Source organism: Streptomyces sp. NPDC002004, from assembly GCF_053593975.1.
This window is the reverse complement of sequence record NZ_JBSFDP010000041.1, coordinates 22376-34658: the sequence shown is the minus strand read 5'-3', so window position 1 is coordinate 34658 and position 12283 is coordinate 22376. Positions and strand designations below refer to the sequence as shown.

The following is a 12283-nucleotide window of genomic DNA, read 5'->3' as shown; positions in this document are numbered from 1 at the left end:
TGAAGTGTCCATGGAAAAGCGAGCTTTGTTCACGAACCCGCAACGACCTGGAGCGATGCCTCCGTGAAGTGCGCCCGCCCGGCTACGGCTTGAGGCTGCCGACGATGTCCGCCGTCGCCGTGAGGCCGTTGTGGATGGTCGGCGCCATGCTGGAACTCGCCAGGTAGAAGCCGAGCAGGACGCACACGATCGCGTGCGAGAGCTTCAGCGCGCCGTTGCGCATGAAGACCACCGCCAGGATCAGAAGCAGCAGCACCACGGAAATGGAAATGGCCATCATCACCCTCCTCCGCCGCGTCGATACCGCGGCGTTCGGCCGCAAGTGTGGCGCAGCGGAGGGGCCGTCCGGGCGAGTGACGTGTCCTCCGAACGTGTGTTGACTGCGTGTGACCACGCCGGGCGGGTGCGTTCCCGGGCCGGGCCCGGGGTCACCGGGCCCTGTCGTGGGCGTCCAGGAACGATTCGAGTCCCGCCAGGTCGTCGGTGTTGAGGAAGTCGACGTCGGCGGTGAGCAGTTCGGACCACAGCGCGTCACGGTCCGGTCCCGGCCGGTCCGGGGTGGCCCAGAAGCGGATCCGCTGTCCTCGGGCGTGGGCGGTGGCGACGACGCCGCGCAGCTTGTCGCGTTCGGCGGGGGGCATCGGGCCCGTGCCCTGCCAGGTGAAGTTCAGCGTCCAGTTGTCGCTGATGAGCGGCATGAAGGAGGCCGGCGCCGCGGTTCCCAGGTCGGTGAGCCGCCCGTCGTAGAAGGCGTGCCGCACCCGCTGCGCCGCCATCGGTCCGCGTGCCGCGCGGTCGCCGGAGATCACGGCGGTGACGGCCCCCGGATGCACCCTGCCGTGCGCGTACGCCGTGAACAGGTGCCGGTACGGCCGGAGGTGGCGGTCCAGCGCGAGATACGTCGACGCACCCTCCGTCTTGATGTCGACGAGGAGGTGCAGCGGGGTGCGCCAACCTCGGTAGACACAGCCGTGGTTGGCCTCGATCCGGGCGGCGAGCGGTTCGAGGTAGAGCGATTCGAGGGTGCGGGTCGGGTCCAGGTCCACCGGGTCGTGGGCGACGAGGAGTTGCCCGTCGACGAGGTGGATGTCGGCCTCCACACTGCCGAACCGGTGGTCCAGGGCGTCGAAGAGGGGCCGCGGGTGCTCGTAGTCGTTGTGTGCGTGGGCGCGGCGCAGGGGACGCGGCCCGCGGTGGCCCCGGTCGGCCGCCCGTGCGTACACGGAGGGGGCCGCGACCGTGCCGGCCAGGGCGGCGCCGAGGGCGGTGAGGGCTCTGCGGCGGGTGGTTGGGGCCATGCTCTGCCTCCCGGTGAGTGCCGTACGGGACCCCAGCGAGTATGGGGTCCCGTACGGCTCAAGAGGCCGGCGAAGACGACGAGTTGGCCGGATGGCCCGCCTCGGTTCACCTGTGGACGGCGCTGCGGGGTCCGCGCGCGCCCGTCCCGTCCGCCGCCCGGTTCGCGGCGGACCCCGCGGTCGCCCCGCTGCGGGTCATGGCGCCCGGAGGTCGGCGAGCTCCGCAATCGTCGCGCGGTGGTCGCCCGCCGAACCCAGGGCCAGCTGGGACGACTTGGCACGCTTGAGGTAGAGGTGGGCGGGGTGTTCCCAGGTCATGCCGATGCCGCCGTGGAGCTGGATGCACTCCTCCGCGACATGGACGGCGACGCGCGAGACATAGGCCTGGGCGACGGCCACCGCGAGGGGGATCTCTCCCCCAGGGAGGTGCCCCCGGCTGCCGGTGGCCAGGGCGTCGGCGGCGTTGCGGGCGGCGGCGCGGGCGTGCACGGTCTCCAGCCACAGCTGCGCCATACGGTGCTTCAGCGCCTGGAAGGATCCGACGGACCGGTTGAACTGCTTGCGGTCCCGGGTGTACGCCACGGTCTCGGTGAGGCACCATTCGGCGACGCCCAGCTGCTCGGAGGCGAGCAGCCCGGCGCCGGCGAGCAGCCCGCGTCGTACGGCCTCGCGCGTGCGCCCCGGGTCGGCGGTGAGCATGGTGCCCCCGGCGCCGTCGAGACGCACGGCGGCGAGCGGGCGCGTCAGGTCGAGCGGAGTGAGGGGGTCGACGGCGGCGCGGGAGGCGTCGACGGCGTACAGGCCCTCGCCGGTCGGCACGAGCAGGACGTCGGCGGTGGCGGCGTCGGCGACCGCGGTCACCGTGCCGGCGAGCGTGTCCGGGAGGCGCACCGTGTCCGGGCCGGACGAGAACGGCACGGTCAGCGCCGCCGTCCTGGTCCCCTGGGCGAGGTCGCGCAGCAGGGCGGCCACCTCCGCGTCGGCCGTGTCGAGTGCGAGCAGCACCTCGGTGGCGATCACGGAGCTGGTCAGGAAGGGGACCGGGGCGACCGACCGCCCGATCTCCTCCAGCACGACGGCGGCCTCGCGGTGCGTGGCGCCCTGGCCGCCGAGCTTCTCCGGGACGAGCAGCCCGGCGAGCCCCATCTCCGCGCCGAGCGACTGCCACAGCCGCGGGTCGTGGGGCGTTGGGCGTCCCTCCTGCCCGGGCGAGGGAGTCTCGGCACGGGCCAGGAAGGCCTGCGGGTCGGCGCGGTCGGCCAGCAGGGCGCGCACGGCGGCCCTGAGGTCGTCCTCGGCCTCGGAGTAGAGCAGGTCGGGCGCGGCGGCGTCGGTCATCGGGCCAGGTCCTTCCAGGCGACGTCCTTGTCGGTGCGGGGCTCGGGCGGCAGGCCGAGGACGCGTTCGGCGACGATGTTGAGCAGGACCTCGCTGGTCCCGCCCTCGATGCTGTTGCCCTTGGAGCGCAGATAGCGGTAGCCCGCCTCACGGCCGGTGAAGTCGACGAGCTCCGGGCGCCGCATGGTCCAGTCGTCGTACAGCAGCCCTTCGCCGCCCAGGAGTTCCACCTCCAGGCCGCTGATCTCCTGGTTGAGGCGGGCGAAGGCGAGCTTCATGGCGGAGCCCTCGGGGCCGGGCTGGCCCGCGACGAGCTGCTGACGCAGCCGCTCGCCGGTGATCCGGGCGACCTCGGCCTCCACCCACAGGGTGAGCAGCCGCTGGTGCAGGTCGTGGGTGCGCAGCTCGGGGCGGGCGCGCCAGGCCGCGGCGACGGGGCCGATCATGCCGCCTTCGCGCGGGATGCGGATGCCGCCGATGGAGACGCGTTCGTTCATGAGCGTCGTCTGGGCGACCCGCCAGCCGTCGCCGACCTCGCCGAGGCGGTGCGCGTCGGGGATGCGGACGTCGGTGAGGAACACCTCGTTGAACTCGGCCTCACCGGTGATCTGCCGCAGCGGCCGCACCTCGACGCCCGGGTCGGTCATGTCGCAGATGAAGTAGGTGATGCCGCGGTGCTTGGGCACGTCCGGGTCGGTCCTGGCGATGAGGATCGCCCAGCGGGCGAGATGGGCGCTGGAGGTCCACACCTTCTGCCCGTTGATCACCCAGCTGTCGCCCTCCCGCACTGCGCGCGTGCCGAGCGCGGCGAGGTCGGAGCCGGCGCCGGGCTCGCTGAAGAGCTGGCACCACACCTCCTCGCCGACCCACAGGGGCTTGAGGAAGCGGTGCTTCTGCTCCTCGGTGCCGAAGCCGAGGATGGTCGGGGCGGCCATGCCCAGGCCGATGCCGATCCGGCGCGGGTCGTTGTCGGGGGCCTGCGCGGCCTCCAGTTCGGCGTCGACGACGGCCTGGAGGGAGCGGGGCACGCCGAGGCCGCCGAGGCCCTGCGGGTAGTGCACCCAGGCGAGGCCCGCGTCGAAACGGGCCTTCAGGAAGTCGGTGGGGTCGGTGGTGGCGGGCGGGTGCGCGGCCAGCAGCTCCTGGGTGCGGCGGCGCAGATCGGCGGCGTCGGTCATGCGGCCGTTCCTTCCTGGAGGTCGGGAACCACGACGAGGCGGCCCGTCGTGACGCCGTCCGCGACGCGCTGCACGGCGTCGGCGGCGCCCGTGAGCGGGACGCGTTCGCTGACGAGGGGCTTGATGGCGCCCTGCGCGGCCAGCTCGGTCAGCCGCTCGTGGCAGGCGAGCACGGCGCGCGGGTCCTTGGTGTTGTACAGGCCCCAGTGCAGGCCGAGGATCGAGTAGTTCTTCACCAGCGCGTGGTTGAGGGCGGGGGCCGGGATGGTGCCGCTGGTGAACCCGACGACGACGATCCGTCCCTCGAAGGCGATGCACTTCGTGGACTTCGTGAACGCGTCGCCGCCCACGGGGTCGTAGACCACGTCCGCGCCCCGGCCGCCGGTGGCCTCCTTCACGGCGGCCACGATGTCGTCGCTGCGGCGGTCGACGACGACGTCGCAGCCGAGGTCGCGGGCGATCTTCGCCTTGTGCTCGCCGCCGACGACCCCGATGACCGTGGCGCCGGCCGCCTTGCCGAGCTGGACTGCTGCGCTGCCGACGCCGCCCGACGCGGCGTGCACCAGCAGGGTCTCGCCGTCCTTCAGCTGCGCTCGGCGGTGCAGTCCGAACCAGCCGGTCTGGTAGCCGATGTGCAGCGCCGCCGCCTCGGCGTCGTCGAGGGCGTCCGGCGCGGGCAGCAGGGCCCGGGCGTCCGCCACTGCGTAGTCGGCGAACCCGCCGTACGGGAGCGCGGGGTTCGCGATGACGCGCCGGCCGTCCTCGGTCTCGGCGCAGATCTCCACGCCGGGGGTGAACGGCAGCGGGGGTGTGATCTGGTACTGCCCGCGGCACAGCAGGGCGTCCGGGAAGTTGATGTTCGCGGCCCGCACCTTGAGCAGGACCTGGCCATCGCCGGGCACTGGCCTCTCGACCTCCTGGAGCCGCATCACCTCGCTCGGCTCGCCGTTCCGGTGCACTTGCCATGCCTGCATGCGGCCTCCTCGCCGGGGGCGTTCTGACGTGTCCGGGGTACCGGTCCACCGCATACTAAGCGGTCGCTTGCCCGAATGGGAACAGTCGGCGGGGTGCGTCGCTTCCGGTCCGCCGCCCCGCCGCGGAAAGCGCCGGCCCTCGATGCGCGCCCATCCGGGAGCGGCGGTGCGGGCGGCGCCGGGGGCACCGCCCGCCCGCCCTCCGCCGCGAGCGGCGCAGAATCCGTCGGTCTCCGCCGGAGCCCGCGCGGCCCCGCGGTCGATCAGCCCGGGACGATCTCGGAGATCTGCGGCGCCCCGGCCCCGCTGTGCCAGAGCAGGCGCACCGCATCGGCGCTCGCCGCGACCCGCAGTCTGTCGTACGGGTGCGACACCTCACCCACGCCGCGCCACCCGTCGGCCGTACGGATCTGCACCGTCGCGCGGACGGCCCGGCCCTCCGGCTGGAGGACCGTGAGCGACGCCAGCGGTACCGACCCGCCCAGGGCGACCGTCAGCGACTCGCCGGACTCCGGCGCGCGCTGCGCGCGGTACGCCGAGTCCGGGTCGCCGTCCGCCGCCGCGGCAAGGGAGCTGCCGGGGGCTGCGGGCGGGCCCCCGGTGACACTCGCTCCCGCGGCGCCGGCGCGGAACTCCCGTACGACCAGCCAGTAGTCCTGGGCCTTGGTGGCCCGGGCCCGCACATACCGGGCCCGCACGCCGTCCGGCGCCGTCGCCGTGACCTCCGGCCGGCCGGAGAACTCGGCGAGCCGGTGCCACGTCGTCCCGTCGGAGGAGTACTCGAGCACACCGTCGTGCAGATAGTCGTCCGGGCTGCCCGGCTTGCCCATCGCCAGCGTGACCCTGCCCAGGTCGCGTGCGGAGCGCAGGTCGAGCGTGACCGCGTCGCCGGCTCCGGGCGCCTCATTGCTCCAGTAGTACGTGGCGTCGTCGCCGTCGGTCATGCGCCCGACCGCGTTGTCCTGGTAGGTGCCCAGGCTGCTGGTGGCCTTCGCCCGGCCCGGCACGCCGAGCAGCCGGTCGTGCTCGGCGAGCGCGTCGTCGACGAAGCCGTCCAGCACGCCGTCCCCGACGAGGACCGGGACCTCGGTACCGTCCGGCTTCGTCGTCTGGAAGGACTTCGCCTTCTGCACGAGACCCGGCAGCCGCCCCCGCAGCGCCCAGGCCGTGGCGCCGTCCCCGTCGCGTGCGGCCCGCACCATCCGCAGCGCGGTCCGGTCGGCGGCGGCCCAGGCGGTGGCGGCGTCCAGCCAGGGTGCCGCGTCGTCCAGGAAGCCGCGGTCGGGCAGCCGGTCCCGCAGCACGCCGGGCGCGGCTCCGAACTCCTCGAGCGTCCGGTCGAGCCGCCCGGCGTCGCCGTCCTCCCAGAAGCGCGCGAACGCCGCGGACAGCTCGGGCGCCTGCTGCGGGTTCAGCCGCGATCCGTAGCTCGCGTCGGCGAAGGTCCGCAGGGCGGATGCGGCACGCCGGTCGCCGCCGGCCAGTTCGTCGAGCGCCGCGCTCCAGGACGTGCGCGGATCGTAGGCGCGGTCGTTCCACGTGTAGTCGGCGACGGTGAACAGCGCGAGCTTCGACGCGTACGGCTGGATCATCGGGTTGGCCGTGATCCCGGCCAGGTGCTCGGCGAGGCCGGGCTCGCGTCCTGTGAAGGGCCCGAGCAGCAGGCGGTTCGGCACGTAGTCGTTCACCGGGTAGTTGTCCCAGGTGAGGATGGGGTGCCCGAAGACCGTGCGGGCCTGGTCGGCCTGCGCGACGGTCATCGTCGGCGCGATGACCCCGATACCCGTCCATTCGACCAGGACGTCCTTGTCGAGCTGGTCGGCCAGCGCCTTCTTGTACACGGACGGGGTGACGTCGTAGTACTCGGTCGGCACCATCTGCAGGGGCTGGGCGCCCGGATGGGCGGCGATGAACTCCTGGTTGACGCGGTTGAGCAGATGGGCCTGCGCGGCGCCGGCCGCGCCTCCGCCGGTGCCCCACTTCGCCTGGTCCTCGGGGCAGTTCCAGTGGGTGTAGCTGATGTCGTCCAGCGGCACCGCGAAGCTGCGCACACCGATGTCCCAGATGCTTTGGAACTTGTCGACGAGGGCCTTCACCTCGGCGTCGGAGCTGTAGCAGACGGAGAGTCCCGGCGAGAGGGCGTAGGTGAACTCGACGTGCCGGGCCCGGGCCCGGTCCACCAGCTCCTTGATCCGGGAGAGCTGTGCGGCGGGGTACGGGTCGCGCCACTTCTCGCGCAGATAGGGGTCGTCCTTCGGTGAGTACACGTAGATGTTCATCTTGTGCTCGCCGTAGAAGTCGAGCTGGTCCAGGCGCGCCCGGTGCGACCAGGGGGTGCCGTAGAACCCTTCGATGACCCCGCGGACGGGTGTCGCGGGCCAGTCGCGGACCGCGAGCCCGCGCACCTGCGCGCCCGGCCCCGCACGGTGCGGCAGCACCTGGCGCAGCGACTGGGCCGCGTAGTAGGTGCCCGCCGTGTCGACCCCGGACAGGACGATCCGGTGGTCGCCGACGCCGAGGACATACCCCCCGGACGGCAGTTGGCCGGGCCCGTCGAGGCCGAGGGCGCCGAGCGCTCCGGCGGATTGCGGGGTCTCGTCGGACCCGCCGACGTACACGGTGAGCCGCCCGTCCCGCGGGGCCTCGCCTCGTACGATCCGCGCCGCGCCGGCGCTGCGCAGGGCCCCCTCGGTGACGTCGAGGGCGGAGGCGTCGGTGTGCGGCCCGGCGACCAGCGTCACGGTGGGGGTGACCGTGACGGAACCGTCGCGGGCCTGCTCGGACCGCGGGGCCGGGGTGATGGCCGGCGGGGCGACCGTGCGGGGGCCCGGCGGGGCGGCGGCGGCCGGGGCCTTAACGGCAAGCGGGGCGGCGGCGATCGCGCAGATCGCGCCGAGGACGGCGGAACGGGGCGGACGGAGCGTCACATGTCCTCCAGGGGAGCCATGGGGCACCTCGGGCGCGGTGGCACCTCTCGCGCGCCCGAGCACCTTGGACACCGGAAATCCGGCGCGCAACAGAACGCCCCGGAATTCACCAGGGTTCTGAGGGCATGTCAATGGTCCCTGCACCGACCGCGCGGGGATGTCCAAGCAGTCGGCCGTGTTGTCCAAGAGCACCCCAAGGACGGGCACGCCCGCCCCGGCCGGGCCCCCTCAGGCCTCGCCCCCGGCCAGGGCCAGCAGCCGGTCCAGGACGCGCGGTCCGCCCGCGCGCACGCCGTCGTGCTCGAACTCGTCGGTGACCCAGGTGCGCAGGCCCCGGATCGTGCGGGCGGTACGCAGGGAGTGCTCCGTGTCGACGTACATGTCGTCGTGGTAGACGGCGGCCGCGACCGGCACGTCGTTGCGGGCGAGGCGCCCGGCGTCGTAGAGCGGGGTCCAGTCGGTGCGTCCGGCGAGCAGCTCCGCGGTCTCGCGCAGCGGCCGCAGCGCCGGGTCGGTGGTGAACATCCACGGGTGCACGGACTCGCCCGTGAACAGCAGCGGATCGCCTTGCGCGAGCGCCCGCTCCGCGTCGAACCGGGGGAACTCGGCGCGTACGCGCTCCGCGGACCATGCGGTGGGGCGGGCGTCCTGTGCGTAGATGGCCTCGTGGACGAGCGCGTACAGCGGGTGCCCGGCGTACGACAGCGCGGCCTGGACGTCCTCCTGGAAGGCGTCGGAGAGCGCGTGGCCCGCGGGGGTGCGGACGAAGGCGTTCTCCAGCAGGTAGTGCAGCCGGTGGCTGCCGTCGCCGGAACCGAGGAGGATGCCGAGGGACTGGAAGGCCTCGACGGTGAGGCGGTAGCCGCCGTTGAGGAGGAGCCCTTCCTCGTGCTCGGCGAGGTGCGCGGCGATGCGCCGGGCGCGCTCGACGTCCTGCGGGTAGCGGGCGTAGTGGGCGGCGACCTTGCGCTCGACACGCGGGAACGCGGCCCGGTACACGTCGTCCGCGTGCGCGTCGAGGGACGGCAGACCGCCGGTGATGAGCACCGTGCTGAGGCCCTCGGGCGCGGCCGACAGGTAGTGGGTGGCGCAGAACCCGCCGAAGCTCTGACCGAGCACGGCCCACGGGGCGCCCCCGGTGACGGCGGGCCGGATGGCCTCGCAGTCGCGGACGATGGAGTCGGCGCGGAAGCGGGCGAGGTGGTCGGCCTGTTCCCGGGGGCCGCCGCGCAGCGGGAGGGTCTGCCGGTTCGCCGGGGTCGAGCGGCCCGTGCCGCGCTGGTCGAGCAGCAGCACCCGGAAGTCCTGGAGGGCCCGGCCGAGCCAGGCCTGCTTGCCGACGAAGCGGTTGGCGCCGAAGCCGGGCCCGCCCTGGAGGTACACCAGCCACGGCAGGTCCTTGCCGGCTTTGCTCACGGCGACGGCCTCGCGCGCGTAGAGCTCGATGGTCTCCCCCGCCGGATCGTCGTGGTCGAGGGGCACGGTGAAGTGGCGGTCGGTGAGGACGACGCCCGGCTGGCGGTACGCGACGGTCGACTCGGTCAAGGGTGCTCCTGGGCGAGGTGGAGAACATGAACATCCGGCTTCCGGGGCCAGTTCAGCACACACGGCGACTCCCGTGGGGTCCGGGCGACGCGTACCCTGCACCCATCCGATGATCGACGAGGAGGAACCCGCGATGCGGATCGCCCTGTTCCTGACCTGTGTCAATGACACGCTGTATCCGGACACCGGGCGGGCCGTGGTGAAACTCCTGACCAGGCTGGGCGTCGAGGTCGACTTCCCGATGGCGCAGACCTGCTGCGGGCAGGTCCACTACAACACCGGATACCGGCACCGGACGGAGCCGCTGGCCCGGCATTTCTCCGATGTCTTCGCCGGGTACGAGGCGATCGTGACGCCGTCGGGGTCGTGCGCGGCGATGGTGCGGGAGCTGTATCCGCGGCTGGGCGAGCGGGCCCGCACGGACGGCCGCGGCGGCGGCCTGGCGGCGGCGCTGGCGCCCGTGACGGACAGGGTGTACGAGCTGACCGAGTTCCTGGTGGACGTGCTGGGGGTGACCGACGTCGGCGCGTACTACCCGCACACGGTGACCTACCACCCCACCTGTCACGGACTGCGGGTCCTCGGCCTGGGGGACCGGCCGCGGCGGCTGCTGGAGGCGGTCGAGGGGCTGGAACTGGTGGAGCTTCCCGGCGCGGAGGAGTGCTGCGGCTTCGGCGGTACCTTCGCGGTGAAGAACGCCGACGTCTCGGCGGCGATGGGCTCCGACAAGGTCAGGGCGGCCGAGTCGACCGGTGCCCGGGTGCTGTGCGCGGCGGACAACTCCTGTCTGATGCACATCGGCGGCATCATGTCCCGTCTCGAGGTGGACATGCGCCCGGTCCATGTCGCGGAGATCCTGGCGAGCACGCGAGAGGAGCCCCTGGCATGAGCGGCACGTTCCTGGGGATGCCGGCCTTCCCCGACGCGGCTCGTGAGGCGGTGCGGGACACGAGGCTGCGCGGCAATCTGAGGCACGCCACCCACACCATCCGGGACAAGCGTGCCCGGGCGGTCGCCGAGCTGGAGGACTGGGCCGCCCTGCGCGAGGCGGGACGGCAGATCAAGGAGCACACGCTGCGCCACCTCGACCGGTATCTCGTGCAGTTGGAGGAGTCGGTCACCGCGGCGGGCGGTGTGGTGCACTGGGCGGCCGACGCCTCGGAGGCGAACCGTGTCGTCGCGGACCTGGTCCGGGCCACCGGGGAGCGCGAGGTGGTGAAGATCAAGTCGATGGCGACCCAGGAGATCGGTCTGAACGAGGCCCTCGAGGCGGCGGGCATCCGCGCCTACGAGACCGATCTCGCGGAGCTCATCGTGCAGTTGGGCCACGACCGGCCCTCGCACATCCTCGTCCCCGCGATCCACCGCAACCGCGGCGAGATCCGTGACATCTTCCGCTCCGAGATGGCCGCGTGGGGCCGCCCCGCCCCCGACGGGCTCACCGACGCCCCCGCCGAACTCGCCGAGGCCGCGCGGCTGCATCTGCGGGAGAAGTTCCTGCGCGCCAAGGTCGCCGTCTCCGGGGCCAACTTCATGGTCGCCGAGACCGGCAGCCTGGTCGTGGTGGAGTCGGAGGGCAACGGCCGCATGTGCCTGACCCTGCCCGAGACGCTGATCTCGGTCGTCGGCATCGAGAAGATCGTACCGACCTGGCGCGACCTGGAGGTCTTCCTCCAGACCCTGCCGCGCTCCTCGACCGCCGAGCGGATGAACCCGTACACCTCGATGTGGACCGGCACCCACGACGAGGACGGCCCGCGCGCGTTCCATCTGGTGCTCCTGGACAACGGCCGCACGGACGCCCTCGCCGACCGGGTCGGCCGGCAGGCGCTGCGCTGCATCAGGTGCTCGGCCTGTCTGAACGTCTGCCCGGTGTACGAGCGGGCGGGCGGGCACGCCTACGGCTCGGTCTACCCGGGCCCGATCGGTGCCGTCCTCAGCCCCCAACTGCGGGGCATCGCAAGCGAGATCGACGCCTCGCTGCCGTACGCGTCCTCGTTGTGCGGGGCCTGCTACGAGGTGTGCCCGGTCGCCATCGACATCCCCGAGGTGCTGGTGCATCTGCGGGAGCGGGTCGTCGAGGGCGGCCCGGTCGTACGGCAGGGCACCCGGGTGACACTGAAGCCGGCGAAGGGGCACGCGGCGGAGCGGGCGGCCCTGCGCGCGGCGGCCTGGGCCTTCCGGCACCCCGCGGCCCTGCGCACCGGGCAGCGCCTCGCCTGCCGCACCCGCCGCCTCCATCCGCGCCGGCTGCCGGGGCCCGGTGCGGCGTGGAGCGGCACCCGGGATCTGCCACCGGTGCCCGCGGAGCCGTTCCGCGACTGGTGGCAGCGCACCCACGGCGGACAGGAGAACCCGCGATGAGCAGCAGGGATCTGATCCTCGGCCGGGTGCGGCGTGCCCTCGCCGACGTGCCCTCCGACGATCCGCCGTACGAGCGCGCGGTCGGCCGCGACTACCTGCGGGCGCACGGCGACCGCACGACCGGGCGGATCGTCGACCTGCTCGCCGAGAATCTGGCCGACTACCGGGCCGTCGTCCACCGCACCGACCGTGCGGCGCTGCCGGAGCTGCTGCGGGGCCTGCTCGCGGCACGGGGGGCGACAACGGTCCTCGTCCCTCCGGGCCTGCCCCATGAGTGGCTGGCGGCGACGGACGCGGTCCGGGTGCCCGACCGCGCCGCGGACACCCCCGATGAACTGGACCGCGTCGACAGTGTGGTCACCGGCTGCGCGGTGGCCGTCGCCGAGACCGGAACCATCGTCCTCGACGGCTCCCCCGACCAGGGCCGCCGCCGCATCACCCTGGTCCCCGACCATCACATCTGCGTCGTGCGTGTCCCCGGCCAGGTCGTGTCCTCCGTCCCGGAGGCCGTCGAACGCCTCGACCCGGCCCGTCCCCTGACCTGGATCTCCGGTCCCTCGGCGACCAGTGACATCGAACTCGACCGCGTCGAGGGCGTGCACGGCCCCCGGACCCTGGAGGTCGTGCTGATGAGCGAGGAGTGATCCGCGCGGTTAGCG

Annotated in this window: 10 protein-coding genes; 3 read left to right on the top strand and 7 right to left on the bottom strand. The window is 73.3% G+C overall.

Translation table 11 applies throughout. From position 1 onward, the window contains the following. Positions 1 to 82: 82 nt before the first annotated feature. The 7 genes from ACWCP6_RS33215 to ACWCP6_RS33185 form a co-directional block, all read right to left on the bottom strand. A complete protein-coding gene (locus ACWCP6_RS33215) occupies positions 83 to 277 on the bottom strand; it encodes a hypothetical protein (RefSeq protein WP_450936332.1) in 195 nt (64 codons plus the stop codon). A 151-nt stretch (positions 278 to 428) separates the two neighbouring features. Next, positions 429 to 1298 (bottom strand): phosphatidylinositol-specific phospholipase C/glycerophosphodiester phosphodiesterase family protein, encoded by an 870-nt coding sequence (locus tag ACWCP6_RS33210; RefSeq protein WP_450936331.1) that lies wholly within the window; start codon positions 1296 to 1298, stop codon positions 429 to 431. Positions 1299 to 1493: 195 nt separating this feature from the next. Continuing rightward, complete coding sequence (locus ACWCP6_RS33205) at positions 1494 to 2636, bottom strand: acyl-CoA dehydrogenase family protein (RefSeq protein WP_450936330.1); 1143 nt, start codon at positions 2634 to 2636, stop codon at positions 1494 to 1496. Further along, positions 2633 to 3814, bottom strand: a complete 1182-nt coding sequence (locus tag ACWCP6_RS33200) for an acyl-CoA dehydrogenase family protein (protein WP_450936329.1) — start codon at positions 3812 to 3814, stop codon at positions 2633 to 2635. The genes ACWCP6_RS33205 and ACWCP6_RS33200 overlap by 4 nt, the downstream gene beginning before the upstream one ends. Then, complete coding sequence (locus ACWCP6_RS33195; protein ID WP_450936328.1) at positions 3811 to 4788, bottom strand: NADPH:quinone oxidoreductase family protein; 978 nt, start codon at positions 4786 to 4788, stop codon at positions 3811 to 3813. The genes ACWCP6_RS33200 and ACWCP6_RS33195 overlap by 4 nt, the downstream gene beginning before the upstream one ends. Positions 4789 to 5051: 263 nt before the next feature. Next, positions 5052 to 7715: a beta-N-acetylglucosaminidase domain-containing protein gene (locus ACWCP6_RS33190; protein ID WP_450936327.1), complete on the bottom strand. Its 2664-nt coding sequence runs from the start codon at positions 7713 to 7715 to the stop codon at positions 5052 to 5054. A gap of 228 nt (positions 7716 to 7943) precedes the next feature. Then, positions 7944 to 9260 carry an alpha/beta fold hydrolase gene (locus ACWCP6_RS33185; protein ID WP_450936326.1) on the bottom strand — a complete coding sequence of 439 codons (1317 nt, stop codon included), beginning with the start codon at positions 9258 to 9260 and terminating at the stop codon, positions 7944 to 7946. A gap of 133 nt (positions 9261 to 9393) precedes the next feature. Between ACWCP6_RS33185 and ACWCP6_RS33180 the strand changes: the two genes are divergently transcribed. From ACWCP6_RS33180 to ACWCP6_RS33170, 3 genes are read left to right on the top strand one after another with little or no spacing between them, the layout of a single operon-like run. Beyond that, entirely contained in the window at positions 9394 to 10149 is a 756-nt protein-coding gene (locus ACWCP6_RS33180; RefSeq protein ID WP_450936351.1) for a (Fe-S)-binding protein, read from the top strand. Further along, positions 10146 to 11624 (top strand): lactate utilization protein B, encoded by a 1479-nt coding sequence (locus ACWCP6_RS33175; protein ID WP_450936325.1) that lies wholly within the window; start codon positions 10146 to 10148, stop codon positions 11622 to 11624. The genes ACWCP6_RS33180 and ACWCP6_RS33175 overlap by 4 nt, the downstream gene beginning before the upstream one ends. Further along, positions 11621 to 12268 (top strand): LutC/YkgG family protein, encoded by a 648-nt coding sequence (locus ACWCP6_RS33170; protein ID WP_450936324.1) that lies wholly within the window; start codon positions 11621 to 11623, stop codon positions 12266 to 12268. The genes ACWCP6_RS33175 and ACWCP6_RS33170 overlap by 4 nt, the downstream gene beginning before the upstream one ends. Positions 12269 to 12283: the final 15 nt, after the last annotated feature.

Excerpts from the sequence above, each read along its gene's own strand:
- ACWCP6_RS33215 (WP_450936332.1), bottom strand. The coding sequence starts at position 277 with ATGGCCATTTCCATTTCCGTGGTGCTGCTGCTTCTGATCCTGGCGGTG.
- ACWCP6_RS33210 (WP_450936331.1), bottom strand. The coding sequence starts at position 1,298 with ATGGCCCCAACCACCCGCCGCAGAGCCCTCACCGCCCTCGGCGCCGCC.
- ACWCP6_RS33205 (WP_450936330.1), bottom strand. The coding sequence starts at position 2,636 with ATGACCGACGCCGCCGCGCCCGACCTGCTCTACTCCGAGGCCGAGGAC.
- ACWCP6_RS33200 (WP_450936329.1), bottom strand. The coding sequence starts at position 3,814 with ATGACCGACGCCGCCGATCTGCGCCGCCGCACCCAGGAGCTGCTGGCC.
- ACWCP6_RS33195 (WP_450936328.1), bottom strand. The coding sequence starts at position 4,788 with ATGCAGGCATGGCAAGTGCACCGGAACGGCGAGCCGAGCGAGGTGATG.
- ACWCP6_RS33180 (WP_450936351.1), top strand. The coding sequence starts at position 9,394 with ATGCGGATCGCCCTGTTCCTGACCTGTGTCAATGACACGCTGTATCCG.
- ACWCP6_RS33175 (WP_450936325.1), top strand. The coding sequence starts at position 10,146 with ATGAGCGGCACGTTCCTGGGGATGCCGGCCTTCCCCGACGCGGCTCGT.
- ACWCP6_RS33170 (WP_450936324.1), top strand. The coding sequence starts at position 11,621 with ATGAGCAGCAGGGATCTGATCCTCGGCCGGGTGCGGCGTGCCCTCGCC.